The sequence below is a fragment of the Candidatus Atelocyanobacterium thalassa isolate ALOHA genome (assembly GCF_000025125.1).
GTDB classification, from domain to species: Bacteria; Cyanobacteriota; Cyanobacteriia; order Cyanobacteriales; family Microcystaceae; genus Atelocyanobacterium; species Atelocyanobacterium thalassae.
On record NC_013771.1, the window covers coordinates 1,059,683 to 1,085,804 of the forward strand.

General features: G+C 31.6%; 23 protein-coding genes, 1 tRNA gene and 1 pseudogene. 15 read left to right on the plus strand and 10 right to left on the minus strand.

Annotated features, from left to right (window positions below; all coding sequences use genetic code 11):
- Positions 1–279 precede the first annotated feature (279 nt).
- The gene (locus UCYN_RS04340; protein WP_012954293.1) at positions 280–1,872 is read left to right on the plus strand and encodes an NAD(P)H-quinone oxidoreductase subunit 4; all 1,593 of its coding nucleotides are present in this window, start codon (positions 280–282) and stop codon (positions 1,870–1,872) included.
- Between the two features lie 321 nt (positions 1,873–2,193).
- Positions 2,194–2,670 (plus strand): CRR6 family NdhI maturation factor, encoded by a 477-nt coding sequence (locus UCYN_RS04345; protein ID WP_012954294.1) that lies wholly within the window; start codon positions 2,194–2,196, stop codon positions 2,668–2,670.
- Between the two features lie 10 nt (positions 2,671–2,680).
- On the opposite strand, the gene folK is transcribed toward UCYN_RS04345, so the two are convergent.
- The 3 genes from folK to UCYN_RS04360 all read right to left on the minus strand — a co-directional run bounded on the left by folK (position 2,681) and on the right by UCYN_RS04360 (position 6,320).
- Positions 2,681–3,151 (minus strand): 2-amino-4-hydroxy-6-hydroxymethyldihydropteridine diphosphokinase, encoded by a 471-nt coding sequence (gene folK / locus UCYN_RS04350; protein ID WP_012954295.1) that lies wholly within the window; start codon positions 3,149–3,151, stop codon positions 2,681–2,683.
- Between the two features lie 23 nt (positions 3,152–3,174).
- On the minus strand, positions 3,175–5,832 hold the full coding sequence (locus tag UCYN_RS04355) for an efflux RND transporter permease subunit (protein ID WP_012954296.1): 2,658 nt from the start codon (positions 5,830–5,832) through the stop codon (positions 3,175–3,177).
- A 149-nt stretch (positions 5,833–5,981) separates the two neighbouring features.
- On the minus strand, positions 5,982–6,320 hold the full coding sequence (locus UCYN_RS04360) for a hypothetical protein (RefSeq protein ID WP_041487765.1): 339 nt from the start codon (positions 6,318–6,320) through the stop codon (positions 5,982–5,984).
- Positions 6,321–6,535: 215 nt separating this feature from the next.
- Here UCYN_RS04360 and UCYN_RS04365 point away from each other — a divergent pair.
- A tRNA-Cys gene (locus UCYN_RS04365) sits at positions 6,536–6,606 on the plus strand.
- 112 nt (positions 6,607–6,718) lie between these two features.
- On the opposite strand, the gene UCYN_RS04370 is transcribed toward UCYN_RS04365, so the two are convergent.
- Positions 6,719–7,462, minus strand: a complete 744-nt coding sequence (locus UCYN_RS04370; RefSeq protein WP_236608152.1) for a phosphoadenylyl-sulfate reductase — start codon at positions 7,460–7,462, stop codon at positions 6,719–6,721.
- A 793-nt stretch (positions 7,463–8,255) separates the two neighbouring features.
- Complete coding sequence (gene rpaB, locus UCYN_RS04375; RefSeq protein WP_012954299.1) at positions 8,256–8,987, minus strand: response regulator transcription factor RpaB; 732 nt, start codon at positions 8,985–8,987, stop codon at positions 8,256–8,258.
- Between the two features lie 262 nt (positions 8,988–9,249).
- Between rpaB and radA the strand changes: the two genes are divergently transcribed.
- From radA to UCYN_RS04405, 6 genes are all read left to right on the plus strand, one after another.
- Entirely contained in the window at positions 9,250–10,704 is a 1,455-nt protein-coding gene (gene radA, locus UCYN_RS04380; protein ID WP_012954300.1) for a DNA repair protein RadA, read from the plus strand.
- Positions 10,705–11,197: 493 nt separating this feature from the next.
- Positions 11,198–11,695 (plus strand): LptA/OstA family protein, encoded by a 498-nt coding sequence (locus UCYN_RS04385; RefSeq protein WP_012954301.1) that lies wholly within the window; start codon positions 11,198–11,200, stop codon positions 11,693–11,695.
- Between the two features lie 16 nt (positions 11,696–11,711).
- Complete coding sequence (lptB, locus tag UCYN_RS04390) at positions 11,712–12,440, plus strand: LPS export ABC transporter ATP-binding protein (protein ID WP_012954302.1); 729 nt, start codon at positions 11,712–11,714, stop codon at positions 12,438–12,440.
- A 52-nt stretch (positions 12,441–12,492) separates the two neighbouring features.
- On the plus strand, positions 12,493–13,641 hold the full coding sequence (locus tag UCYN_RS04395; RefSeq protein WP_012954303.1) for an LptF/LptG family permease: 1,149 nt from the start codon (positions 12,493–12,495) through the stop codon (positions 13,639–13,641).
- Positions 13,642–13,646: 5 nt separating this feature from the next.
- Complete coding sequence (locus tag UCYN_RS04400; RefSeq protein ID WP_012954304.1) at positions 13,647–14,444, plus strand: type 1 glutamine amidotransferase; 798 nt, start codon at positions 13,647–13,649, stop codon at positions 14,442–14,444.
- A 222-nt stretch (positions 14,445–14,666) separates the two neighbouring features.
- Complete coding sequence (locus tag UCYN_RS04405; protein ID WP_012954305.1) at positions 14,667–15,959, plus strand: glutamyl-tRNA reductase; 1,293 nt, start codon at positions 14,667–14,669, stop codon at positions 15,957–15,959.
- Positions 15,960–16,152: 193 nt separating this feature from the next.
- On the opposite strand, the pseudogene UCYN_RS04410 reads toward UCYN_RS04405, so the two are convergent.
- Together UCYN_RS04410 and hemJ are read right to left on the minus strand one after the other, a co-directional pair.
- Positions 16,153–17,140 (minus strand): annotated as a pseudogene (locus UCYN_RS04410) (GntR family transcriptional regulator).
- A 139-nt stretch (positions 17,141–17,279) separates the two neighbouring features.
- Positions 17,280–17,831 (minus strand): protoporphyrinogen oxidase HemJ, encoded by a 552-nt coding sequence (gene hemJ / locus UCYN_RS04415; protein ID WP_012954307.1) that lies wholly within the window; start codon positions 17,829–17,831, stop codon positions 17,280–17,282.
- Positions 17,832–18,168: 337 nt separating this feature from the next.
- On the opposite strand from hemJ, the gene UCYN_RS04420 reads away from it, so the two are divergent.
- The 5 genes from UCYN_RS04420 to UCYN_RS04440 all read left to right on the plus strand — a co-directional run bounded on the left by UCYN_RS04420 (position 18,169) and on the right by UCYN_RS04440 (position 22,787).
- The gene (locus UCYN_RS04420; RefSeq protein WP_012954308.1) at positions 18,169–18,819 is read left to right on the plus strand and encodes a lysophospholipid acyltransferase family protein; all 651 of its coding nucleotides are present in this window, start codon (positions 18,169–18,171) and stop codon (positions 18,817–18,819) included.
- A gap of 333 nt (positions 18,820–19,152) precedes the next feature.
- Entirely contained in the window at positions 19,153–20,739 is a 1,587-nt protein-coding gene (locus tag UCYN_RS04425) for a S8 family serine peptidase (RefSeq protein WP_012954309.1), read from the plus strand.
- Between the two features lie 110 nt (positions 20,740–20,849).
- Positions 20,850–21,497: a tRNA (guanosine(46)-N7)-methyltransferase TrmB gene (trmB, locus tag UCYN_RS04430; protein WP_041487768.1), complete on the plus strand. Its 648-nt coding sequence runs from the start codon at positions 20,850–20,852 to the stop codon at positions 21,495–21,497.
- Between the two features lie 182 nt (positions 21,498–21,679).
- Positions 21,680–21,997: a hypothetical protein gene (locus UCYN_RS04435; RefSeq protein WP_012954311.1), complete on the plus strand. Its 318-nt coding sequence runs from the start codon at positions 21,680–21,682 to the stop codon at positions 21,995–21,997.
- 244 nt (positions 21,998–22,241) lie between these two features.
- Positions 22,242–22,787 carry a L,D-transpeptidase gene (locus UCYN_RS04440; RefSeq protein WP_012954312.1) on the plus strand — a complete coding sequence of 182 codons (546 nt, stop codon included), beginning with the start codon at positions 22,242–22,244 and terminating at the stop codon, positions 22,785–22,787.
- A 405-nt stretch (positions 22,788–23,192) separates the two neighbouring features.
- Here the strand turns inward: UCYN_RS04440 and UCYN_RS04450 are convergent, their stop codons facing one another.
- Genes UCYN_RS04450 through UCYN_RS04460 form a run of 3 tightly spaced genes read right to left on the minus strand, consistent with a single transcriptional unit; the run spans position 23,193 to position 25,751 of the window.
- Positions 23,193–24,125, minus strand: coding sequence for an NAD-dependent epimerase/dehydratase family protein (locus UCYN_RS04450; RefSeq protein ID WP_012954314.1), 933 nt, complete (start codon positions 24,123–24,125; stop codon positions 23,193–23,195).
- Positions 24,126–24,153: 28 nt separating this feature from the next.
- Positions 24,154–24,888, minus strand: a complete 735-nt coding sequence (locus UCYN_RS04455) for an ABC transporter ATP-binding protein (RefSeq protein ID WP_012954315.1) — start codon at positions 24,886–24,888, stop codon at positions 24,154–24,156.
- A gap of 8 nt (positions 24,889–24,896) precedes the next feature.
- The gene (locus UCYN_RS04460; protein WP_012954316.1) at positions 24,897–25,751 is read right to left on the minus strand and encodes an ABC transporter permease; all 855 of its coding nucleotides are present in this window, start codon (positions 25,749–25,751) and stop codon (positions 24,897–24,899) included.
- Between the two features lie 167 nt (positions 25,752–25,918).
- Here UCYN_RS04460 and petP point away from each other — a divergent pair, with 167 nt between their 5' ends.
- Positions 25,919–26,113 carry a cytochrome b6f subunit PetP gene (gene petP, locus UCYN_RS04465; RefSeq protein WP_012954317.1) on the plus strand — a complete coding sequence of 65 codons (195 nt, stop codon included), beginning with the start codon at positions 25,919–25,921 and terminating at the stop codon, positions 26,111–26,113.
- Positions 26,114–26,122 lie beyond the last annotated feature (9 nt).

Genomic DNA, 26,122 nt, shown 5'->3' on the forward strand with positions numbered 1-26,122 from the left:
CATAAAATAAAAATTTAACATTGACCTCTCGGCTTGATCTAATAATAAGATATCTTAAAACGACATTTATCAAGATTTTCAAAATATTAACTCTAATTAAAAGTAAAAATAACTTTTCCAAAAAACTATGTTATGAAATTTTGATAAAAAACAACACTGATAAAAAGCGCAAACCCATATATGAGAAGCATATAAGTTTTTACTCAATAATATTTGTTTTTAATTCTGTAATATAACTTTATATAATATAAGTGAACAAACGTCACACTTAACAAAGCCATGTTTACCAACAATATTCCCTGGCTAACTGCTCTTATTCTTGTACCGCTAATTGCTGCTTTCGCTATTCCTTTTATCCCAGATAAAGAAGGAAAAACCCTTCGTTCATACTCACTAGGTGTAAGTCTATTAAACTTTGGTTTAACTATTCTTGCTATATCTAGAGATTATGACTTCAGCAGCAGTAATCTTCAACTTTCAGAAAGCTACAACTGGATTCCAACAATGGGTCTTGGATGGTCGCTAGGTATTGATGGTTTATCAATGCCTTTAATCGTTTTATCAGGACTTATAACAACTGTTGCATTACTTGCATCTTGGAATGTAAAGAAAAAACCACAACTTTTCTATTTCTTGATGTTAGTGCTATATAGCGCTCAGATCGGCGTTTTTGCTGCACAAGATGTCTTGTTATTTTTCTTTATGTGGGAACTAGAACTTGTTCCTGTCTACTTATTAATCTCCATTTGGGGTGGTGAAAAAAGATTATATGCAGCCACAAAATTTATTTTGTATACTGCCCTTGCTTCTATAGGAATTTTAGTCTCTGCTCTTCTTCTTGCTTTTTATGGCGATAATATCACCTTTAACATGGCAGAATTAAGTCTGAAAGAAATACCTACTTCTTTGCAAGTTCTAATATATATAGGTTTTCTAATAGCTTATGCTGTTAAACTACCAATATTTCCTTTACACACCTGGTTGCCTGACGCCCATAGTCAAGCTTCTACACCAGTATCTATGATATTAGCTGGTGTTCTTTTAAAAATGGGGGGATATGGACTTATTAGATTCAATATGGAAATGTTGCCAAATGCTCACATTATATTTGCTCCCCTACTATTGATCTTAGGGGTTGTAAATGTTGTCTATGGTGCATTTGCAGCGTTTGGCCAAACGAATCTCAAACGTCGCCTTGCTTGTTCCTCTTTATCTCACATGGGCTTTGTCCTTATTGGCATATCCTCATTTACCGAAGTAGGAATTAATGGAGCAGTATTTCAAATGGTTTCACATGGTTTGATTGCTGCATCCCTATTTTTCTTATGTGGTACTACCTACGAGCGCACCCATACTTTAATGATGGACGAGATGGGTGGACTAGCTCTAAAAATGCCTAAAACTTTTGCATTATTTACAACTTCAGCAATGGCTTCTTTAGCTTTGCCTGGTATGAGTGGATTTGTAGCAGAGCTTACTATCTTCCTAGGAGTTGCTGAAAGTGATGCTTACACTGCGTCATTTAAAGCTATAGCTATATTTCTAACAGCAGTAGGCTTGGTCCTAACTCCTATCTATTTATTGTCAATGCTAAGAGTTGTATTTTATGGACAGAGTAATGAAAAATTGGAGTTGAGTCAATTTAATTTAGACGCTAAACCGCGGGAAATCTTCATATCTGCTTGTTTGATTGCCCCTATTATTATTATGGGTCTATATCCTAAAATAGCTACAGAAACTTTTGATGCAAAAACCGTAGAAGTTAATTCAAAAGTTCGTTCTGCTTTGCCAATGGTCATACAAGAAGCTAATTCATACCATTTTCAGAGTGATAAGGTAAAAGAACTATTACCTGCAGTATTAATCAATTAATAAGCTTAATTAATCAATAAGCTTAATTAATCAATAAGCTTAATTAATCAATAAGCTTAATTAATCAATAAGCTTAATTAATCAATAAGAGCTTCTTTGAAGCTAACACCCAAAAGTAAGTGTTAGCTTTAAAGAAGCTTTTATTAATTAAAAGTTAAAACATGATCTGTATAAAATCAATCAAAATAATTAAACTTATAAGCAAAATTATAGTTTCAATTAGATATATAATTTAAGTTGAGATTTTCTTATGCAGTTAATGTTATTTTTTACTTGATAAGCTATCTCTTATAAATATAACTAAAGCGTTATACAACCATAATGACAAAAATAATTTTAATAAAACACGATGATATAATCAATTTAGATATTAGTGTTATCACTGACTTTGTCGAACCAAAATTAAAAAAAGAAGAAATCATATCATTTGAACAAGATTTAACTTTTGATATTCAGTATCCTCAACCTCCTGACGATCCTAGAGAATTATCTGAAATCTCTGAAATTCGTTTATGGTTTATCCGTATAGATGGAATTTATCCATGGATACCTTTTCTTTTGAATTCTAAAAAAGGAGAATTAGCAAGATATACAGCGATGTTAGTCCCTCATCAATTTAATAGAGTGAATGGAATCCAGTATAATTCTGAAGCACTAGAGATTTTCGTAATGCATAAACTGTTTATAATATCTGATTGGCTAAAAAAACAAAAAATTTACTCTACATTTCGTTTGAAAAATATGGCTCAATTATTAGGTTATGATGTTGACGACAATTTTCTAAAAAAATTCAATTAGAAAAATGACATTACATTATATTTTCATAGGATATTGCTTGTAGATGCTCTTTTACTGTTTTTTTAGTTATTGGATGTTTCCAAGTAGAAGCTATAGTACAGAGAGGTAATAAAACAAATTTACGTTTTATCATTTGAGGGTGCGGTATCTGCAAAGAAGAAGTATTTATAATTAATTCATTACATAATAAAATATCTAAATCTAGGGTTCTTGCATCCCATCTTTTATTTCTTATCCTACCGAACTTTTTTTCAATATTGAATAAAATTTCTAATAATTTTTTAGGATTAATTGATGAATTTATTGTTATGCAACAATTATAATAGCTAGGTTGTTTTGGTCCTATAGGAAACGTTTGATAGAAAGGAGAAGATGAGGCTAAACCTATATCAGGATACCGAGATAAGAAAAATATTACTTTATTTAAGATAGTATATGAATTTCCTAGATTACTTCCTAAGGCAATTGCGTACTGAGCCATATTTATAATATTCGAAATTTTATCTAAAATTCAGTTTTATTCCTTAATTTTGTAAATTTTTCCGAAATATCTTCTAATAAGGTATATAGAACTGGAACTACAATTAAACTTAATGCAGAAGATGTAAATAATCCTCCAAGAATAGCAACTGCCATCGGTTGTCTTAATTCAGCTCCAGCTCCTAAGCCAATTGCAATTGGCAACATCCCCAAAATACTTGAAGCAGTAGTCATTATTATTGGACGTAATCGTACTTCTCCTGTTTTTAAAATAGCGTCATGACGACTCATGCCTTGCTCTCTAAGTTGATTGGTGTAGTCCATCAATAAAATAGCATTTTTATCTAATAATCCTAGTAAAAATATCAACCCGATTAATGAAATCATCCCAAAATCATTTTGAGTAATTAGCAAAGCAAACATCGCTCCAACTATCGATAAAGGTAAAGATAAAAATACTACAAAAGATTCTAAAAAGCGTCCAAAAGTTAAGTATAGGATGACCATCATACATGCAATAGCAAAAAACAAGGTAATAGCAAATTCTTTAAAAATACTAAGAACTTGAGCAGAGGCTCCTTGAATTTCAAAATCAACGTCGTCAGGTAAAAGTTCTTTAGTTATTTCTTTAACTTTTTTAGTAGTATCTCCTAAACCTACACCTTCAAATAAATTAGCAGTTAAATATACAACTCTAGTTTTCTGAAAATGCTCGATCAAAGAATCATGACCATTAATTGACGATAACTTAATATCTGCCAAACCTGGAACATCATCTAGACGGCTTTTTAGATCTTGAGACGTTTTTTCAATACTTGTTAAGTTATCACTTAATAATGCTATTTTTAAAGGACTATCATCACCAGTTTCAATAAATAGAATGTCTTCTACACTTATACTTCCTCCCCTTAGAGTTGGAAATTTCTTCCTAATTTGATTTTGAACTTGACTAGTACTTAACAACCTATCTTCTTTAAGCCTAACGTATATCTTTCCCTTGAGAGGATTACCTTGATAACCAGCAATACTATAGACTGATAAAACATTAGGATTTTCTAAAATAACGCTTTCTAGTTTGCTAGCAACACGGTAATTTTTACGTAGTAGGAAACGCTCAGGAGACTGGGAAAAATCTTGAAACAGAGAGGGTTCACTGTTGTTCAAAGCACTATCATGAGCTACCTGTAAACGTTTAGGAATTTTAGGAGATGGTAAATTATAAATTACATTAAACTCTCCACGATCTAGTTTTGGAATAAAACCTTGGGGAATAAATGGAATCAATGCAATTCCTACTAGAAAACTAATGAGAGCAACACTAATAACTATTTTCCTATGACATAAGGACCAATTTAGAATTCGACGATATTTTTGAGCAAGAAAAAATGGTTTTTTATTAACAGCTGATGATTTTTTAACTGGTTTGATCCAATATATTGCTAGTACAGGAGATAAGGTACGAGCTACTAACAAAGAAATTAGAACAGCTGCAGAAATAGTGATACCAAAAGGTTTAAAAAATTGTCCTAGACTTCCTCCAATAAATGCAATTGGAAGAAAAACAGCAGCTAAAGTTAGTGTTGAAGATATAACTGTTAACCCAATTTCATCTGTGCCTTTTATTGCTGCTTCACGTGGACTCAATCCGTTATCAATATGACGCATTATATTTTCTACGTCTACGATAGCGTCATCAACAATGATACCTATAACAAGAGCTAAACCTAATAAAGTAATTGTTTCTAAATTAAATTTAGCTATAGCTATAACAATAAAAGTCCCTAGTAGTGACATAGGAATAGCTAAAGCAGTAATTAAAGTTGCTGGAATATTACGTAAACAAAAAAATATAACTAAAACTGCCAGGAAAACTGCTCCCATCAATGCTTCTAGTGTTGCTTGGCTAGCCTCTTCAATATAATTAGCTTGGTTCTCAGCAATAGTTAATCGAATATCAGGTAAAGTTTCACTTAGGTTAGTTACTTCTTTATGAACAGCTGAAGCAACATCTAATATATTGCTATCCGCAGTTTTGATAACTTGGACTGCTAATATATCTTCTTGGTTAAATCTAGTTAAAGTTGATGGTTCTGAATTCAAATCATTACTTTTTTCGTTTTGAATAAAACCATCTCCTAACAGAGAAACTCTTTTAACTCCTGATAAAGATTCAAGAGAAGGAACAATGTTCTCTCTCGCAATAGATATCAAATTATCAACTTCTATAGTTTTACTAGATATTGCATAAGTAACTGCTACAGATTCATTTAAATTAATTGCTTTAATTTCTTCTAAACTTGCATTAGGCGATAAATCTACTTTTTCTAATGATTCTTTGACTACTGCAGCTGAATCTTCTAAATTTGATCCTGCAGGAAAGCTAATATTGATTACAGCTTTACCAGGATAAGTGGAAGACATTAGCTCTACTTCCGGAATAGAGCTCAAAGCATTTTCTAAAGGGTTAGTAAGCTGTTTCTCTGTTTCTAAAGTAGTTTCTAATGGTATATTTCCGTTAACAATAATTACTGGAAAAGAAATCTCAGGGAATAAGGCATATTTTAGAGAACTAAAGACGAATATACCTGAAATAGCAATGGTAATCGCTACAAATAAGGTAACTTTTGTATATTTAATTGCTATACGGGAAATGTTCAGGTATTCTCGCCAAGATTTTTTCATAAAAATTCGTACCTTTTTACACCATTTACATAATTAAAATTAAATAATAAGCCTACTTCTGAAACTAGGCTTTAATAGAATTTTGAAATTGTTATTTCTACTAGCAATATCTTTTCACAACATTAGTATCTTGTGTATTACATAGAATTTCAACGTCCAAAAAGAATATTATCAAAAACAGCTTCAAAACAAGTCTCTCCAAATCTAGTTAAAGTTTGTCTAGCTTTACTATCTTTAGCGCGATATTTATTATAAAGTGCAGAAAAAGCTTGGCTAGAATACTTTTTTCTTAGTGAGCGAACAGTGCAATTGCATCCTTTCCTCGCTTCTTTGTCATTTAGTCCAGCTTTCTTTGCTTCAGGAACACATGCCTGGTTATAAAATTTTGTAAATGGATCAGCAGCATTCACATCAAGAGAGACAAATATTGTACTTAATCCTAAAAAGTAGCACATCACATTAGTCAATAATTTCTGATTTATATTCATGTTGTATCTAAAGGCATTACAAAACGATAGATTGATACGTTGCATCTTTGCTTTGCAGTCTGTTAATAACAATAATATTATACTGGCTATTTCTATTGTATAACTTGTTTTGACAAAGAAAATGTAGTTTAAGGCTCTTAAGAAAAATTTGAGATTTATATATTATTAATTTCTATCTTTATTTAATAATTTTTGCTATAGTGTAAATATTGTCTGGCGGCATGGCCAAGTGGTAAGGCAGAGGTCTGCAAAATCTTTATCCCCAGTTCGAATCTGGGTGCCGCCTTATAAATTAGATACTAAACAATAATTAATATTTAATAAGATTAACTAAAAATTAAATATCTCGAAAATATGAATTTGTTCGAACGTTTTTAAATAATATTTATTTTTCGTACTCAAAGATTACTAGAATCTAAGCTTTTGGAAACTTCTGGAGAAAGAGGTAAGTGTAAGCCACATTCTTGTTTTAATCCATGAAACCTGGTATCCCGTTCATTGTTATCATCCGCTTTCATCGGACGGCTTGAATGCCAATCTCCCACGCTAACATATCCTTTTTCAAAATAAGGATGATATGGAAGGTCATGAGTAGTTAAATAATTATAAATATCACGGGAATTCCAATGTAAAATAGGGTGTATCTTATACTGCTGTTCCTGTAAAACAATTCTTTCTAAAGATTTACGATGTTCTGTTTGTTGACGGCGCAATCCAGCTAACCAAGCCGTAGAACTAAGCTCTTTCAGAGCTCTTTGCATTGGTTCAACTTTACGCATAAAGTCGTATCGATTAAGAGCATTAATATCTTGATATTCCCATAATTTACCGTAGAGAGCTTCCATCCTTGCTGGGGTAAGAAAAGATTGATAAACTTTCAAGTTTAGATTGAGACGTTCAGTTAATTCTTGGGCAAACTGATAGGTTTCTGCAGGAAGATAACCAGTATCAACCCAAATAACTGAAATATTTGGAACTATTTTTGTAGCTAAATGTAACATTACCGCAGATTGAATGCCGAAACTTGTACTAATAACTAATCCATTACCAAAAGTTTCTGCTGCCCACTCTATAACTTGCTGAGCGCTAGCATCCTTGAGTTTATCCCTCACTTCTTCTAAAGATAAATCAGGTTTAGCAATTTCTTGAAAGTCTCTAACGGAAGGACTTTTAGAAAGTTGTTGACTATTTAAATGAGTATTTATAGAGCGGAAATCTGATTTGACTATTTAAATGAGTATTTATAGAGCGGAAATCTGATTTGGACATATTATATTTTTTGATACATTCAATAATTATGTTTTAGGAAAAGTAACTACAAAATGATACCGAACAAAAAAGAAACATTTAATCTCATCTGATTATATCTTGATTGATTTAGAGTAGATATCTTAATTACAATAATAAATCAGAATTTAATAATTTATTATTATAAATCTATATAGGCTGTATGAAATTATTAAAAAATAGAATTATTTCATAAATATTAAGCATGGAAACTCAAAAAATATTTACCATAACCGTGCCAACAAAGAATTTTAGTAACAAGCACTCTTATGCTCTAGATTACTATAAAAATGATAGTTATTTTGTATATTTCTATACGTGCTCAAAAAGCAATTCCATACTTATTTGATAATAACTATGAAATATATTATTTACGATATTTTTTCGTGCAACAAGACTTATCTTTGCTTTTTTTGCATTCAACCTTTGTAGTTTGTGAAACTTCTTGAATGGCACAGTTCTTCCTTAATTTATAAACGAGTTTGGCTGATATCTATAAAAGACATAGATACTTAGACTACTAAAGTTATAAAATAATTTTAAAACGTAATAACCTGTACTTTTTCAGTGGAAATAGTATGGGATATTCATAGACATATAGAAATAAAAAACTTAATTTAGTAGTTTAATTCGTCATTTGTGTGATTCTTACAATTCTTCTCCAGGTTCTAAAATACGTTGGAAGAGATATCCAGTACCCCTTGCTGTTAATATTAGTTCAGGATTACTGGGATCATCTTCTAACTTTGCTCTCAAGCGAGAAATATGAACATCTACTACTCTGGTATCTACGTGACGCTCTGGAGTATATCCCCACACTTCTTGTAAAATTTCTGAGCGAGAAAAAGGTTCTCCAGAACAACCTACTAGTAATTCTAATAAACTAAATTCCATTCCTGTTAAACGTATGCGCTCATCGCCTTTATAAACTTGACGTTTATTTGTATCAATTTTTACTGAAGCAATAGAGATTACTCCGGAATTAGGAATTCCTGGGTTACTGCCTTTCTCCACTCTTCTTAAGACAGAACGAATTCTTGCTTCTAGCTCTTTTGGTGAAAAAGGTTTAACCACATAGTCATCGGCTCCTAGCTCTAATCCTGTAATACGATCAGCAACATCTCCCAGAGCTGTCAGCATTATGATAGGAATATCTGATTCTTTTCGCAATTCTTGACATACTCCATATCCATCTAGCTTCGGCATCATAACGTCTAAAACTACCAAATCAGGTACTGAATCATAAAAAATTTCTAAAGCTTCTTCTCCATCAGCAGCTGTTACAACATCATATCCAATCATGGAAAGACGAGTTTCTAAAATACGACGTATACTTGCCTCATCGTCAACTACTAAAATTTTCTCTTTATGTGTTTCCAATTTTAATTACACTCCTTAGTTATTAAGTAATTTTTCAGCTTTTATTAAATTAAATAGCGAACTGTTTAGTAAATAGCTAACCATTAGTTTGAAAAAGATTTAAAATATCATCTTTTTGTTGTCCTTGTGCTTAAGTTATTGATTTAGAATATAAGTATAATATAAGTATAAAAGTAAATATTCTCATAACACCTCTTATTGTTTTCTTTTTTTAACTATATTCAATTTTTTAATTTTTTTTAATGATTTTACAAATTTAATTATGGCTAAGAAAAGAAACGTATATGTATGCAATATCTGTGGAACAGAATCTGTTCAATGGTTCGGCAAGTGTGAATCTTGTCAAACTTATGGAAGCTTAGAAGAAAAAATTGTTGTAACACCAAGTTCTTCTGACAATATTTTAAGAAGAGAAAGATCGTTATATTCGAATAAAGAAAATAATTCTAGAGCTACTCCAAAACCAAATATTTCAAATTATTTCGATGAAATTGTAGATAATGAGAAAATGCAGTTTCAATCTGGGTATGATGAATTAGACAGAGTCTTAGGTGGAGGAGTTGTTCCAGGTTCTTTAGTTTTAATTGGCGGCGATCCTGGTATTGGAAAATCAACTCTTTTATTACAAGTGGCTAATAAATTAGCTCAAAAGTTACCTCGCATCTTATACATTTCTGCAGAAGAATCGGCACAACAAATCAAATTACGTGCTTCCCGCCTAATGATGCTAGGCACTGAAGAAAAACACATAGAGAGAAAAGAACTAGAACGATGTAATCGTAAAAATCTTTTCATTTTATCAGAAACCAATCTAGAAGAGATTCTTAGGGAACTAGAATCTTTACAGCCTCAAGTAGCTATTATCGATAGTATTCAAACTTTATACCTTTCAACGTTAAATTCAGCCCCTGGCTCCGTTTCTCAAGTGAAGGAATGTACCTCAGTATTAATGAGATTGGCAAAAAGAGATAATATTACTTTGCTCATTGTTGGTCATGTAACAAAAGAAGGAGCTATAGCTGGTCCTAGAGTATTAGAGCATTTAGTAGACACAGTATTGTATTTTGAAGGAGATAGATATGCTTCTCATCGTGTCTTAAGATCAGTTAAAAATCGTTTTGGTGCTACTCATGAGATTGGTATTTTTGAAATGATTGAAAGTGGCTTGGTAGAAGTCAAAAATCCTTCAGAATTATTTATGGGAAATCAAAATGAACTTGTACCGGGAACAGCTATTGTTGTTGCCTGTGAAGGTACTCGTCCTCTAGTCGTAGAATTACAAGCTCTAGTTAGCCCAACTAGCTATCCTTCTCCCCGTCGTTCTACAACAGGCATAGCATATAGTCGATTACAGCAAATATTGGCAGTGTTAGAAAAAAGGGTAGGAATTCCTTTATCTAAGTTAGATGTATATGTTTCTTCTACAGGAGGTTTAGGTGTTGAAGAACCTGCAGCAGACTTAGGGATAGCAATTGCTATTACTGCTAGCGTTAAAGATAAAGTAATTATTCCAAATACTATATTAATTGGTGAAGTGGGATTAGGAGGCCAAGTTCGTTCAGTACCACAATTAGAATTACGTTTAAAAGAAGCTGTTAAATTAGGATTTACAAGAGCGATTGTTCCGAATAGTAAGAATTATACTTTTAATGTTAATTTAAAAGTTATCCCTGTAGGAAAAGTAACTGATGCTATTAATGCTGCTTTTTCATCTTAAAAATAAAACATAAAAGCTAGTACCTTTAAACAGAGTGAATATTTTATAACTACGAAAGGTTAGATATCTATAATTTTCAATATTAAGTATCTGAGTAAAAACTACATCGTATAATTTAGTCAAACATCATTTATTTTTTTATATTAATAAGATCTTATTTATTTGTACGCTTAATTAATTAACTCAAACAAACGATATAAAATAATATAAAAAAAGAGCAGATTTTTTCTTAAAACATGCTGATTATGATTAAAGTCTTTAAAATAGTGAGAATCTTGTTTTTTACTGCTAGTATAAAGAACGATTTTATTTTTTTTCAAAGTTGGGATAAAATTACGAGTGGCTCTTTATAGTTGAATTTTATACAAATAATAAGATTTAAAAATAAACTATTATTTTAATAACAATAGAAACCACATGATTTTCAACTCTCTTTGAAAAGATTGGTAAACTAAAGAGAATAAAATTAAAATGGTTATCTAACATATATCTTATGTTTTCTACACCTACTACATTCACTAAATATGTATCAAAAGCACTAAGGCTTACCTTTCCTATTATTATTGGTATACTTACGATAGAAATCAGTTCATATAAGACTTTTGCTCAAACATCTGCGTTGAATAATCCTTTGACTGTCCGTTCTGATATTCAAGAAGCAAACTCTGAAACTGGTGTTGTAACAGCTAGAGGAAATGTTCAATTTTTTTATCCTGCTCGTAAAATTCAGGGGACATCTGCCCAAGCTCAATACTTTAGCCGAGAGCGGCGTTTAGTCTTGACAGGTAACGTTTATGTTCTCCAGGAAGGAAATAGCATGAGATCTGAAACCATGACATATCTAATTGATGAAGGACGATTTATTGCAACTCCAGAATCAGCTCAACAAGTAGAATCAATATATTTAGTTACTGAAACTGAAAATAACATTCCACAAAAGACTCCAATTAGTCCATCTTCTCAGATGGAAAAAAATTTCCCCAATTTCTGATTTTTAAAATTTTCTTATGACATTGATTTTAGAGAATATACATAAAACCTATGGAAAGCGCAATATTGTCAACCGGGTTAACATTAGAGTAGCGCCTGGCGAAATTGTTGGATTACTTGGTCCTAATGGTGCAGGTAAAACTACTACTTTTTACATAGCAACAGGTTTGATTAAACCTGACAAAGGAAAAGTATGGTTATACCAACAAGAGGTTACTTCTTTACCTTTGCATAAAAGAGCACGTTTAGGTATTGGTTACATGACTCAACAGCCTAGTATTTTTAGGTATCTTACTGTTCAAGAAAATATTCAAGTTGCTCTTGAACAAACAAATATTACTTTTAAACAAAGAACACAACGTCTTCATGGTTTACTTAAAGAGTTTCGCTTAGAAAAAATTGCTCATACGAAAGGATCTCAAATATCAGGAGGAGAGAGGCGGAGAACAGAATTGGCACGTTCCTTAGCTATGGGAAAGAAAGGCCCAGATTTTCTACTATTAGATGAACCCTTCGCCGGGGTTGATCCCATTGCTGTTTCGGAAATTCAAGCTATGATTGCTCAGTTACAAGAACGTCAAATGGGGATTCTAATTACTGATCATAATGTACGTGAAACTCTTGCTATAACTAATCGAGCTTATATTATGCGTGATGGCGAAATCCTAGCAGCTGGAAGTGCTGAAGAATTATACAGTAATTCCTTAGTACGACAATATTACTTGGGAGAAAACTTCCAAATCTAAAAATAAAATAGGCATTATAGATATTGGTCAAGTAAATTACCTTAAAATCAGAATGAAAATAAAGATTCCTAGCTTATCAGTTGTAGATCGTTATTTATTTTTAGAGCTATTATCACCGTTTCTCTTTGGAATGGGAATTTTCACTTCCTTAGGCTTGTCTATTGGAACTTTGTTTGATTTAGTACGCCGAGTAACAGAATCAGGATTAGTTTTAACAGTTGCTTTTCAGATTTTACTATTAAAAATCCCAGGTTTCCTGAGCTTAGCTTTTCCTATGGCTATATTACTTGCAGCTCTAATGGCCTATAGTCGATTATCTAGTGATAGTGAAATTATTGCTTTGCGTAGTCTAGGAGTAGGAATATATCGCTTAGTTATTCCCGTAGTTATTTTTGGTTTTATAGTAACAGGATGTGCATTCGTAGTTAATGACTGGATAGCTCCTGCTGCAACTCATAAAGCAGCTATAATCCTAGAAGAAGCTGTTAGTCAAAAACGTCCTGATTTTAAAAGACACAATATTGTTTATCCAGAATATAAAACTGTTAAGGGTAAAAATGGTCAGGAGTCAACCATGTTAACTCGACTATTTCACGCTGAAGAATATAATGGTGAAGAGATGAAAGGTTTGACTATCTTAGATAGAACGCAAGAAGGTGTTAATCAAATTGTTACTTCTGAATCTGCAACTTGGAACATTTCGAGTAATACTTGGGACTTCTTTAATGGCACCATTTATCTTATTGCTCCAGACGGCTCATACCGCAATATTGTACGTTTTCAACACCAACAGTTAGCACTACCTAGAGCTCCTTTAGATCTGGCGGATCGCAGACAAAATTTCACTGAAATGACCATATCAGAGACAAGAGAATATCTTAAAGCGGTTCAATTTAGTGGTAATGAAAAACGTATTAGAAAAGTAAAAGTACGATTACAAGAGAAATATGCTATGCCTTTCGTTTGCTTGATTTTTGGCTTAGTTGGTGCCTCTATTGGAGTTAAACCTCAAAATACCAATAGAGCAACTAGTTTTGGAGTATGCGTAGGACTAATTTTTGGATACTATATCCTTGCTTTTATGAGCACTTCGTTAGGTATTTGGGGTATTCTTACTCCTTTTTTAGGAGCTTGGCTACCTAATATTGTTGGATTAGGTGCAGGTGGTTTATTGTTAGTTCAATCAGCAAGTTTAAAATAATTAATATGTCCCAGGCACTAACACTAAATATCGGTTGGCTATATCCTAATTTAATGAGTACGTACGGTGATCGAGGTAATGTCATCTGTTTACAGCGACGTTGCCAGTGGAGAAATATACTAGTTAATATTGTTCCTCTTGATCAAAAAGTTAATGCATCTTGTTTTTCTCAAATGGATATAATTGTTGGCGGAGGAGCTCAAGATCGTCAACAAGAAATTGTCATGAGAGACCTCAGAGGAGCCAAAGCAGAAATGCTTAAGTTTAAATTAGACCAAGGTACCCCTGGAGTTTTTACCTGTGCTTCTCCTCAGCTTTTAGGTCATTATTATGAGTCTTCTTCTGGTCAACGAATTAATGGATTAGGATTACTAGATATAGTTACCAAACATTCTGGCTCAAAAATATCTCGTTGTGTTGGTAATATGGTATTTCAGATTACAGCATCTCCTTTGGTAGAAGATATTAAAGAAATTTCAGGTAAAAATCCTGTTATTATAGGCTTTGAAAACCATGGTGGACGCACTTATCTAGGTAATGTTCAACCTTTAGGAAAAATAATATTAGGATACGGAAATAATGGAGAAGATGGATATGAAGGGGTATTTTATCGTAATGCGATTGCAACTTACTCACATGGTCCACTACTAGCTAAAAATTCATTTATTGCTGATTGGCTAATAAAAACAGCATTAAAAGAAAAGTATCAAAAAGATATAAAATTAGCAAATATTGATGATGACTTAGAAAAACAAGCAAGAAAAGTTATTCTTAAAAAACTAAAATTATCTTCTAGTATGTAAAAATAAATTTTACTAGCTATTATGGATTTGAGTCACAAATAAAAAAATGAATAATAAATGAAGGTCAAGCTTTCAGTTTATTCTTAATTACGGGGTTTTATAAAGATTCTTTTCGAAGTATTTGTTGCTAGGACAATTTAGATATAAATTGCAAGAATCAGAAATAGTAAAATTTACCCTATTTTTAGTTAATATAAGCTTATTCCCTTATTAGGAGAACATATGAATATCGCAGTAGTAGGCTTAAGTCATAAAACTGCTCCAGTCGAAGTTCGAGAAAAATTAAGTATTCAAGAAACTAAAGTTGAAGAAGCAATAATTCATTTACGAAGCTATCCACATATAGAAGAAGTAGCCGTTATTAGTACTTGTAATCGTTTAGAAGTTTATGCAGTATTAACTGATACAGAAAAAGGGGTTATAGAGATTATTCAATTTCTTTCTGAGACTAGTCATATACCTTTAGGATATCTTAGACGTCACCTTTTTATATTACTTTATCAAGACGCAGTACGTCACTTGTTCAGAGTAGCTGCAGGACTTGAGAGTTTGGTTTTAGGGGAAGGACAAATTTTAGCTCAAGTAAAAACTACTTATAAATTAGCTCAAAAATATAAAGGAATTGGTAGATTATTAGATCGTTTGTTTAAACAAGCAATAACCTCTGGCAAGAGGGTTCGTAGCCAAACCAACATAGGTACTGGAGCTGTATCAATAAGTTCTGCTGCAGTTGAACTATCAATTACTAAAATAGATAACTTAACAAATCGGCAAGTTACAGTTATCGGTGCAGGAAAAATGGCACGCTTATTAGTTAAACACCTTTTAGCAAAAGGTGCAGCTTCTATTAATGTTGTTAATCGCTCTAAACTTAGAGCAGAAGAGTTAGCTCAAAAGTTTCCCACAGCTCAGTTAACATTAGTTCCTTTTGAAGAGATGATGACAGCCGTAAAAAACTCACACATTATTTTTACTAGTACTGCAGCTAGTCAGCCAATTTTGCATCGCGAAAATCTACAAGAGGTTGTATCTACGCAAGAAAAATTAATGTTATTTGACATTTCTGTTCCTCGAAATGTAGCAACAAATGTACAAGAGATGGATTTTGTAGAAGTTTATAATGTAGATGACTTAAAGGCAGTAGTGGCGAAAAATCACTCTAGCCGTCAACGGATGGCATTAGAAGCAGAAAAGCTATTAGAAGAAGAATTAGAAACTTTTGAGTTATGGTGCCATTCTTTAGAAGCAGTTCCAACTATCAGCTGCTTGAGAACTAAAATTGAGGGTATTAGAGAACAGGAACTTGAAAAAGCTCTATCTCGCTTAGGAGTTGAGTTTGCAGAAAAACACCAAGAAGTAGTTGAAGCTTTAACGAGGGGAATAGTAAATAAAATTTTACATGAACCTATGGTTCAGCTACGCGCTCAACAAGATATTGAAGCTCGACAAAGATGCTTACAATCTTTGCAAATGTTATTCGATCTAGAAATTGAAATCGAAAAACAATTTAGCTAAGCATTAAATATAGTCTGTTTCTAGTAAAAAAATATTGAATCTAGTAAATCTTATAAATTTTTTATTTTTTGTCTCTATGTATAGTATTCAAAATCATTGAACATCATTTTTGATTGTTTTATCAATAATTTCTTTTTCAGATTTTTCTATAAAAGCTTGAAAAATTAGCTATTATAATATGTCAACTTCTATATTACTTTAATCCTAATTCTCGCTTCAAAAAATTAATCGAATCTTTTCTTAAGATAACATTCAGAACATATTAAATTAGGTGGACAAATCAAATCATCTCTTACAAATGAGATAGCTTGTTTGACAACAGAATAACTGGTTACATCACTAATAATTGTTTGTGCTGATTTTACCAAATTTAATAATTTATTTTGATTGTTAGCTTGGCTTGAAATCAATAACAGATCGTTACCTCTTAGACTGTGAATTAGAATTTCTGCTACTTTTATGATTCCAGTACTTAAACTAACAATTCCTAGGCGAGTGTCTTTTGGTAATACTTTAATAATTTCAATTTCTTTATTGTAATCATAGACATCAACAGGAAGTAAACGAGTTCCATATGTTGAAGTAATTGTCTCTACTTCCAAAACAAAATAACGACTAGTTACTACAGTTACTGAACTCTTCTTAGATAAGGTTTGAGACAACTTCTTTAAAGGTACTAATTGAATAGGAATATCAAGAGCATTCTTCAATTCTTGTAATATTAATTTTCCTGCGCCTATATCTTGATCTGGTACTGTAACTATAATTTGAGTACTGCAGAGTGAACGCCAGTTAAAAATTTCTAAAAATAATTTTTGAATTTCCGAGAAAGTTAATCCTTGCCATAGCATTCCATCTACATTTTTATTAATTGACGCAATCGCGCTAGAATACTGAATAAACTGAGGGTGATTAGATAAAAATAGATTATGTTCTACAGGTCTTGATTTTACGTATATCCCAGAACCTACTATTGATTCTACTAGACCAATTTCTTCAAGTTGCTGATAAATTTTATTAATAGTATTACGATGTAATCCTGTAGTTTTTGCTAACTGACGAATACTAGGAAGCCTCTCTCCAGGCAAATATTGATTAGATGCAATTACAAAACGAATTTGATTAAATAATTGTGTAGAAGGTGGAACAATACTATCAAATCTCACTTTAAACTGAATCATAGCTATTAAATCAAGTAACAACTAGTTTATTTAAAAGTTGTAATATTAAATACTTTCCATATTACAAAAATTAATTTCTATTAGCATTGCTAAGTTTCTATAATTCTCGTTAAAAAGAAAAGTATTTTTAGCTAATGTACTATACTTTACTTTCTTTAGAAAGCCGTCTTTTCTTTGCATATAATTGAATAGATACTACCATTAAGATTGTTACCATTATTAGTAGTAAAGTAACGTAATCAAGTGGCAAATTATCTTTAAATATAACTAATAAAACTATAGAGACTAACAAAATAGTAGGAGCTTCATTTAGCATCCTAAATTGTTTTCCTGTCCACAAACAGGTATCTTGCTCTAATTGTTTGATTATTCTCCCACAGTAATAATGATAAATTACAAGTAGTCCAACGAATAGCAACTTAATATGTAGCCACCAGGATTGTAAGACAGTTTTGTCTGTAGAAACTATTCCCATTGCCATTATTACTGTCAAGAACATACCTGGAGTTGTAATAATATTGTAAAGACGCTTCTCCATCAACATATATTGATTTTTAAGAATAGTCCTTTTCGGCTCTTGTTCTTCATTAGCTTCAGCATGGTATACAAACAAACGTACTAAATAAAATAACCCGGCAAACCAAACTACAACACCAATTATATGAAAAGCTTTAAACCAATAATATTCCATAATTTTTTTTTAAATAATCGTCTGAAAAAGTATTATTTGTTTTTTAACTACTTGTTCAAGATTTTCAATAAGAATTAAAAATTTTTGTTTTGTTAATATGATAAGTTATAAACTACTATAGAAAAGCTAAGTACAAATAATAAGGTTTTTATTATACTTATTTTTAAAACTTAGATATAGACTTTCAATCAAGGATAAGAGTTGAATCTATAGTAGATTTTGTACTATGTTATTAGCTCTTTCAAAGTTCTAATACCAATAAAATTTATATAATCTTAATTTAGTAAATCACAAATTAAACAGTAAACAATATACATAAGATCATAAGACAACTTAAATGGAAAATAATAGTTTTAAAAAAAGAGAATCCATTCTAAGCTTTATACTATATCATCTTTTAAAAATTTTAATAGTCCATCCTCTTTTTCTAACTTATTTCCGCGGGAAAGTATATGGACAGGAGAATATTCCTAAAGGAAAACCAGTTATTGTAATAAGCAATCATTCTAGTTATTTGGATCCCCCTCTTATTTCTTCATGTATGAATAGGCCTGTAGCCTTTATGGCTAAAGAAGAATTGTTTAAAATTCCTTTGTTAGCACAAGCAATCCGTTTATGTGGGGCTTATCCTGTTAAGAGAGAAACTGGCGACCGTGGTGCAATTAAATCAGCGATAAATGCATTAAAAAACGGTTGGCTGGTGGGTATTTTTTTACAAGGAACTCGTACTAAGGACGGAAGTATTGACAAACCAAAGCTTGGAGCTGCAATGATTGCAAATAGAACTCAAGCTCTTTTGCTACCCATATCTTTGTGGGGAACTCATGAAATTTTAAAAAAAGGTTCTTTCTTTCCTATTTCTGTACCTTTAACTATTCGTATTGGAAAACCTGTTGAACCTCCACAATCAAATAAACGCAAAGAGCTGGAAGAAGTTACCCAGAAATGTGCTGATCGAATTAATCAGTTAAATAGTCTAGGACGCTAATGTTAAACTATTAATAATAATTTAATTTTTTAATAATATTAATAGCTTATTATAAAAAAATTATACGAGTAAAAAATTGAGAAAAAGTATTTCAACTATTATTTCAACAATATAAACAATATATGAGTTGTATTCCAATATCTGCATCGCTATATCTGATGTGCTTTCAAGATGTTTTTGAAAATTAAAACTATTATGTTTCCATAAACTATTTTGTAGTATTTAAACTTATAAGGCGTATAGCTTTATAAATCTTTGAATAGTGTTAAATATATATAACTTGATCACTCTTAGATACAATAAACATATCAAAAATTCAAGTAGCATACTCAAATGAGGCAAACTTTTACATGGTTTATCAGTAGCCTAACAACAATTACTATAGTTGCAGCGCCTTGCTGGAGTCTAGATAAATCAGTAAGAAACTTAGGAATTGACGCTGATTATTTGCATAAGAAACCATATAATTTGACTGGGCAAAAAATTGCTATTGGCCAGGTAGAAATTGGACGGCCAGGAAAATTTGGCTTCGACAAAATTGTAAACTGGAATCCTAACTTTCAGTTAGCAGGTATTTATTATCAAAATAAAATTGCTAAAGCAAATAGTAATTTAGATAACCATGCCGCAATGGTCGCAGCTGTCATGATAAGTAAAGATAAAAAATTACGTGGAGTCGCCCCTAACGCTAAATTGTATTCGTCAGCTGTAGGAGCTCTAAAAGGTAGTGGACAGCCTCAGGAATGTCTTACTAGTCAACATATAGCGCAACAAAATGGGGGAGATTTACGAGCGATTAATTTTAGTTTTGGTGAATCTTTAGAGCAAGATCATCAAAAAGATTACAAATTAGATGGTAGCTCTCTCTTAACACAATGTATTGATTGGTCATCACGAGTACATAATACACTATACGTTATTGCTGGTAATCAAGGACAGGGAGGAATACCAATTCCTACAGATCACTACAATGGTATTACTACTGCTTATACAACTAAACAAGAAGGTATTTATAAGAAAGTCGATTTTACTAATCTAAGTGCTCTTCCTATAGGTGTTGGACGTAGCTTAATTAAAAGAGAAATTAACTTCGGTAAAAGAAGAGCAATTAATTTAGTTGCCCCAGGGGGGAAAGTCTCAATTTATGATCTTTCTGGTACTATACAAAACGTTAGTGGAACTAGCTTTGCCGCACCTCATATAACGGCATCTGTTGCTTTATTGCAAGAGTTTGGTGATCGTCAATTAAAGTATAAAAAACCTAATTGGAGTCTAGATTCTCGTCGTCATGAAGTTAGTAAAGCTGTATTATTAAATTCTGCAGATAAATTACAAGATAATGGTGATGGCTATTTGCTGAATATGACGAGAACAATATTCAGCAAATCACACTATAATTGGTTGCAGTCTGAAGCTTATCATAATCCTGAAATTCCTGTTGATATACAAATGGGTATAGGACAACTCAATGTTTTAAGAGCTTATCAACAATTTAGTGCTGGACAATGGAAGCCGAATAATCTTGTATCATCTATAGGGTGGGATTACGGCAGTGTTACAAAGAACAATAGTCGAGATTATAGTATTTCAAAGCCTTTACACAAAAATACCTATATTTCCATTACTTTGGTGTGGGATCGTTTGACAGAATTAAATGATAAAAATGCAAATCAAAAATATGACTTAGGAGAAAGTTTTAACAATAAAGGATTAAATAATCTTGATATTTTTTTAATGCCTACAAAAGCCAATAATATATCTCAGAGTATTTGTTCTTCTGTAAGCCGAGTTGATAATTTGGAACATATTTTTTGTACTATTCCAAAAACAGACTACTACAAAATACGAGTACAATATACAAAACAAATTAATAGACCATATCAGCCATATGCCCTTGCTTGGTGGGGCGTATCAGATTAAAAATACGCTATCTATATCAGTTGTGAAAAATCACAAAGATAGTACCGTAGTTGTTAGTAATTAATTATGATAAATTAGTTACTACTGACTGTAGTTAAGAGAAATAAGTTTTGGCAAGAACACGCATTCGTCAACACGTCAACCCATTAAGCATAAAATATACAAAACCTATATCCCTACCTGATTGGAATAGAATATATATTAATGCAAACAATCCTTTACACTTAGACATAGGGTGTGCGAGAGGAAAGTTTTTGATAAAAATGGCTCTTCTTTATCCGGATATTAATTTTTTAGGTATAGAAATCAGAGAAGCTTTAGTTGTAGAGGCTAATGAAAATTGCAATCACCTTCAATTACCTAATTTATATTTTTTATTTTGTAATATCAATACACATATTGAAGAGTTGCTAAAATCTTTTCATCTAGGAATATTAAATTGTGTTAGTATTCAATTTCCAGATCCTTGGTTTAAACGCAGTCATCAAAAAAGACGAGTAACGCAAGCTGATTTAGTATGTACAATTAGTAGTAATTTAAGTAGTAATGGACATATTTTTTTACAATCAGATATTCAATCAATAACTAACGAAATGAAAGAAGAATTTATGAAAAATTCATCTGTATATGAACATGGCGAAAATGCTGATTTAACGAGTAATTACTTTACTGTTTTGACAGAGAGAGAAGCTTCAACACTAAATAAAAACAAATTAGTTTATAGAGCTTTATTACAATCAGCACATGATCACAATTAAAAAAGAAAAATTTTTCAATATTATTTATTATGATAATGAAAGTAATATTTATATTTTAAAATTCTTACATCTTCCTTCTTGATTATTCAGTTGGTTAATTATAGTAAATTTAGTTTATAGTATCTAAGAATATTAATACTTAGACTTAGTAGTATCTAATCGTAAAGACTAAAACAGTACAAGTGGATAAAGATAAATACATTTCGAAACTTTCAAAAGCTGAACAATTAGAAATAGAACAGAAGAAGAATGTTATTCTTCTAGTAGAAAACTTAATGGAACGAGAAGAAATAACAATTAAGATGATAATTGATTGTCTCTATGATTCTGGTTCTGAAAATTTTGTTGATAAAAAATTTCAACTACGTTCTGTAAATAAAACATTAAAAATTATAGCTAGACTTTCTAAGCCAAGCTTTAGGAGGATAGCCTTTTATTGGGGTAAAAAAATAGCACCTGAATTAATTACTGATTGGCTATTACAAAAAATAAGATTTTAATATTAATTTGTATCTATTTCATATTGGCCTATTTTGTTTGGACAGTATATGCAACATATATATAAATGTTAGAGTAATAATTCTCAGAAAAGATAAAAATAATTATGATAAGGTAAGGAACTATTAAAACACCTCTAACTTATTCAGTCTTTTTATAAATATCTTATAAGATATAAATAGGATACTTGAAATCTGTTAACCACAAGACATCTAGTCACAGTATTGTACTAGAACTCTAAAAAAAATGAATTCTACTTTTTCTTTATTTGCATTCACTTTCATACTGACTAGCCAAAATTTAACACTGCTAGGTGAAGATACTACAATCTCAAAACAGTCTGAAATAATTATTTCTAGAATTAAAAATCCAATTAGCATAATTGCTTTAACAGAAGATAAGGCAATGGCTAGTCATATTAGTATTAATTTAAAAGAACGCCGCGTTTATGTTTATCAAAATAGTGAAGTTATAAAAAGTTATAAAGTAGCTATTGGTAAAAAAGGATGGGAAACTCCAAAAGGAAATTTTGCTGTAATGGAGATGGTAGAGAATCCTCAATGGAAAAATCCTTGGAATGGTAGGATTAGTGCTGCTGGACCTAATAGTCCTTTAGGAGAGCGGTGGATAGCTTTTAGCCAGCAAGACGGTAAATACGTTGGGTTTCATGGAACTGCAGGAGAACATTCTATGGGTAAAGCTGTTTCTCACGGATGTGTAAGAATGAGAAATCAGGATGTCAAAGAATTATATGAACTTGTAAGCCTAGGAATACCTGTCGTTGTTCAATAATTTTAACTTAGTATCCCAAAACCTTTTTTAGAAACAGCCCTAGTTTTTTAGGTAATTTTAGTAGAACTTCAGGCTTCAAAATTGATACCTTAAATCGCGTTATAAAATCTAACTTTTTGAAATCTGTTAATGATTTATCGAATAAATTTAATTTTGAAGCTTCTAGGGCATAACATTTTATTTGCAAAATAATTACTTCTTAATGTTATTTTACAAAAACGTTAAACCATATACATATCTTATATAAATAACTAGCAAACTAAGATTCTTCGATTTAGTGAATGAATATGAAGAGGTTATTTTAGGCTACTTTATTTACTATTCGTATAAGCTTTTTGTACAAATAGTATTGGGGAAAGAAAATATCTTCTTTCCCCAATATAATAGAAAATTTTATATTAACGCTTAGACATTAGAATAAACACTATTACGTAGAATTGTATAACCTTTAATCAATTCTTGGATTCCTCTTCCTAAAGACCAGTCAGGGCTAAAACCTGTATCTAATATACGTTGATTAGATACAATATAGTCTCTCTTGTCTGGGTCTTCGCCAATTGGAGCTTCCAAGTAAGTAAAGTTTGGTAAATATTTCTTAATTTCAAAACATAATTCTAATTTTGATAAATTGGCATCTTCTAAACCTACGTTATAAGGCTTACCTTTCATTCGTTCAAAATTTTCAATCCCATGAATAAAAACTTTAGCTACATCTCTAATATGAATATAGTTACGTTTAAAGTGTCCTTCAAAAATAACAACTGCACGATCATAAAAAGCACGATAAACAAAATCGTTAACTAATAAATCTACGCGCATTCTTGGAGACATACCAAAAACAGTTGCCAAACGAAATGTAATGCTATTTTCTCTTTCTAAAACTGCTCTTTCTGCATCAACTTTAGTAGTTCCATAAAGAGAAATAGGTCGTAAAGGAGACTCTTCAGTACAAAATTTACCTGCTTCACCAATGCCATAGCCGCTGTTAGTTACAGGCATTAAAATTCTTTGTTGTTTACTAGCTAAATCACAAATTAATTGGACTGCTTCATAGTTAATAGTACGTGTACCAATATTATCTCTACTACAAAGTGGTGCTCCAACAAGAGCAGCTAGAGGAATTATTACGTCAGAGTCTTTAAGTAATTTTTTAATTAAGGATTCATCGCGACAATCACCACGGACAACATGAAATTTATCATATTGACAACAATCAGCTAGGCTATTTTGCCCAAACATAAAGCTGTCCAAAACTGTAACTTCATACCCTTTAGCTAATAATATCGGAGTTAGAACTGAGCCAATATATCCAGCTCCACCAGTAATTAAAATCTTCATAAATAACTTATAATCCTATATCTTATTTTTAAACAGAAGCTAAATATTGATGAATAGTTTCATCTGCTTTTCCTACATATTCAATTTTTCCTCGATTGATCCATATGGCTCTATCACAAGATTGTTGAATAAAATCTAAACTATGAGAAACAACTAAGATAGTTGTATTATGTCCCCATAATTTATCCATTCTTTTTTTACATTTGTGCTTAAAATTTTCATCACCTACAGACAAAACTTCATCTAAAATTAAAATATCTGGTTCAACATCTGTGGCGATCGCAAAACCAAGGCGAGCTGCCATTCCAGAGGAAAGAGATTTAACAGGTGCCAATCTATAATCATTTAAGTCAGCAAAGTCTAAAATCGCATTAACACGATTTTTCATATTCTGACGAGAGAAACCTAGCATCACACCATACAGAACAATATTATCAGCCACAGAAAGCTCTCCATCGAGCCCTGCTCCCAGCTCAATCAAAGGAGCAATTTTACCTTTTACACGAACTTGTCCTGATGTGGGATCTAAAATACCAGTAATAACTTTAAGTAAAGTAGATTTACCAGAACCGTTTGCTCCTATAATACCAATCTTTTCTCCAACACTAACTGTCAAGTTAATATTATTAAGAATTAACTTTCTTGACGGTTGACGATATTTTCCTTCTAGAAAAGAGAAAATAGTTCTTTTCAAATCATAAGAAAACTCCTCTTGAGTTCTGCGCCATAGAGAGACTTGATCGAGTCTAATTGCTTCTATCATTTAATTTTCTAAAGCAAATCCATAAAGTTTTTTTGCCAGGAACGAAAATAAATCCAGCCTAGCATCAATAAAATAATACCGTTCAAAAATGAATGTAAGACCAGTATCATATCAGGCAAAGATCCTGATAGAGATATTTGACGAATACTTTCAATAATTGGAATTAATGGATTAAAAAATAAAAAAGGTTTTACAGCAGACGGAACAATCTCTGCTGGATAAAAAACTGGAGAACTAATCCAAAGTACAAAACAAACCAATTCATAAAAGTAGGGTAAATCTCGGAAAAATACGTATAGTGCACTAACTAGAAATCCTATACCAGTACACACGAGACCCAGGGCTATAAGTGGAAGCAGAAGAGCTAATACATTTATAGGGTTTCTAGACATTATCAAAGTAACAATAGCTAATAATGGCAATGAACCTACGATAAATTGAAATATATTAGCTACAATCATTGAAACTGGAAAAACTGTTACTGGAAGACGAACTTTGTTTAAAAGAGCTCCATTGCCTACTACACTAGTTAATGCTTGGCTAGTAGATGACGAGAAAAAATTAATAACAATTAAACCCGTAAAAGCAGCCAAAACATATCTAAGGGTGGAATCTTGATAGTATTCACTAAAAGCTGTTCCAAAGATCGCTGCATATAATCCTGTCATAATTAAAGGGTTCAGCAATGACCAGTAAACTCCTAAAAATGAGCCCCGATAACGCCCTTTTAAATTTCGTTCTACCAATATTTGTACTAGCTCTAGGTATCGTTTTGTTGACGATACATCTTTACCAAGCTTATTAATAATCTTACTAGAGATACTATCTCTGATATGGATTAGACCGGCTTTTAGCGATGTCATAATTAGGTATAAGTACCTACAAATCTAGGAATTAATAGCATAATGTACTAAATGTCAGGTACTCTTCTTAAATTGTTCCCAACTATGTTAACAAAATTTTATCCACGAAGATGGGTCAAATTCAGCTAAACTTATGAGTGATTAACTAATACAATCAGTATATTTATATGGAAATTGGTCAAAAAGTCAAAGTAATTCATCTTAGAGACCGTGTCTCTGGAAACGTTGCCGACAAGTTAGGGAAAGAAGGCATCATCAAAAGCTTCAAAATGACTGACGGAAGTGGAATTGGTGCGATCGTAGAATTTGCCGATAAAACCACTACTTGGTTTTTTGGTGAAGAACTTAAACCCGTTGAATAATAACTAAAA

Bases quoted from the DNA above. Each gene is read 5' to 3' on its own strand.
- UCYN_RS04340 (WP_012954293.1), top strand. From the start codon at position 280: ATGTTTACCAACAATATTCCCTGGCTAACTGCTCTTATTCTTGTACCG.
- UCYN_RS04345 (WP_012954294.1), top strand. From the start codon at position 2,194: ATGACAAAAATAATTTTAATAAAACACGATGATATAATCAATTTAGAT.
- folK (WP_012954295.1), bottom strand. From the start codon at position 3,151: ATGGCTCAGTACGCAATTGCCTTAGGAAGTAATCTAGGAAATTCATAT.
- UCYN_RS04355 (WP_012954296.1), bottom strand. From the start codon at position 5,832: ATGAAAAAATCTTGGCGAGAATACCTGAACATTTCCCGTATAGCAATT.
- UCYN_RS04360 (WP_041487765.1), bottom strand. From the start codon at position 6,320: ATGAATATAAATCAGAAATTATTGACTAATGTGATGTGCTACTTTTTA.
- radA (WP_012954300.1), top strand. From the start codon at position 9,250: ATGGCTAAGAAAAGAAACGTATATGTATGCAATATCTGTGGAACAGAA.
- UCYN_RS04385 (WP_012954301.1), top strand. From the start codon at position 11,198: ATGTTTTCTACACCTACTACATTCACTAAATATGTATCAAAAGCACTA.
- lptB (WP_012954302.1), top strand. From the start codon at position 11,712: ATGACATTGATTTTAGAGAATATACATAAAACCTATGGAAAGCGCAAT.
- UCYN_RS04395 (WP_012954303.1), top strand. From the start codon at position 12,493: ATGAAAATAAAGATTCCTAGCTTATCAGTTGTAGATCGTTATTTATTT.
- UCYN_RS04400 (WP_012954304.1), top strand. From the start codon at position 13,647: ATGTCCCAGGCACTAACACTAAATATCGGTTGGCTATATCCTAATTTA.
- UCYN_RS04405 (WP_012954305.1), top strand. From the start codon at position 14,667: ATGAATATCGCAGTAGTAGGCTTAAGTCATAAAACTGCTCCAGTCGAA.
- hemJ (WP_012954307.1), bottom strand. From the start codon at position 17,831: ATGGAATATTATTGGTTTAAAGCTTTTCATATAATTGGTGTTGTAGTT.
- UCYN_RS04420 (WP_012954308.1), top strand. From the start codon at position 18,169: ATGGAAAATAATAGTTTTAAAAAAAGAGAATCCATTCTAAGCTTTATA.
- UCYN_RS04425 (WP_012954309.1), top strand. From the start codon at position 19,153: ATGAGGCAAACTTTTACATGGTTTATCAGTAGCCTAACAACAATTACT.
- UCYN_RS04440 (WP_012954312.1), top strand. From the start codon at position 22,242: ATGAATTCTACTTTTTCTTTATTTGCATTCACTTTCATACTGACTAGC.
- UCYN_RS04450 (WP_012954314.1), bottom strand. From the start codon at position 24,125: ATGAAGATTTTAATTACTGGTGGAGCTGGATATATTGGCTCAGTTCTA.
- UCYN_RS04455 (WP_012954315.1), bottom strand. From the start codon at position 24,888: ATGATAGAAGCAATTAGACTCGATCAAGTCTCTCTATGGCGCAGAACT.
- UCYN_RS04460 (WP_012954316.1), bottom strand. From the start codon at position 25,751: ATGACATCGCTAAAAGCCGGTCTAATCCATATCAGAGATAGTATCTCT.
- petP (WP_012954317.1), top strand. From the start codon at position 25,919: ATGGAAATTGGTCAAAAAGTCAAAGTAATTCATCTTAGAGACCGTGTC.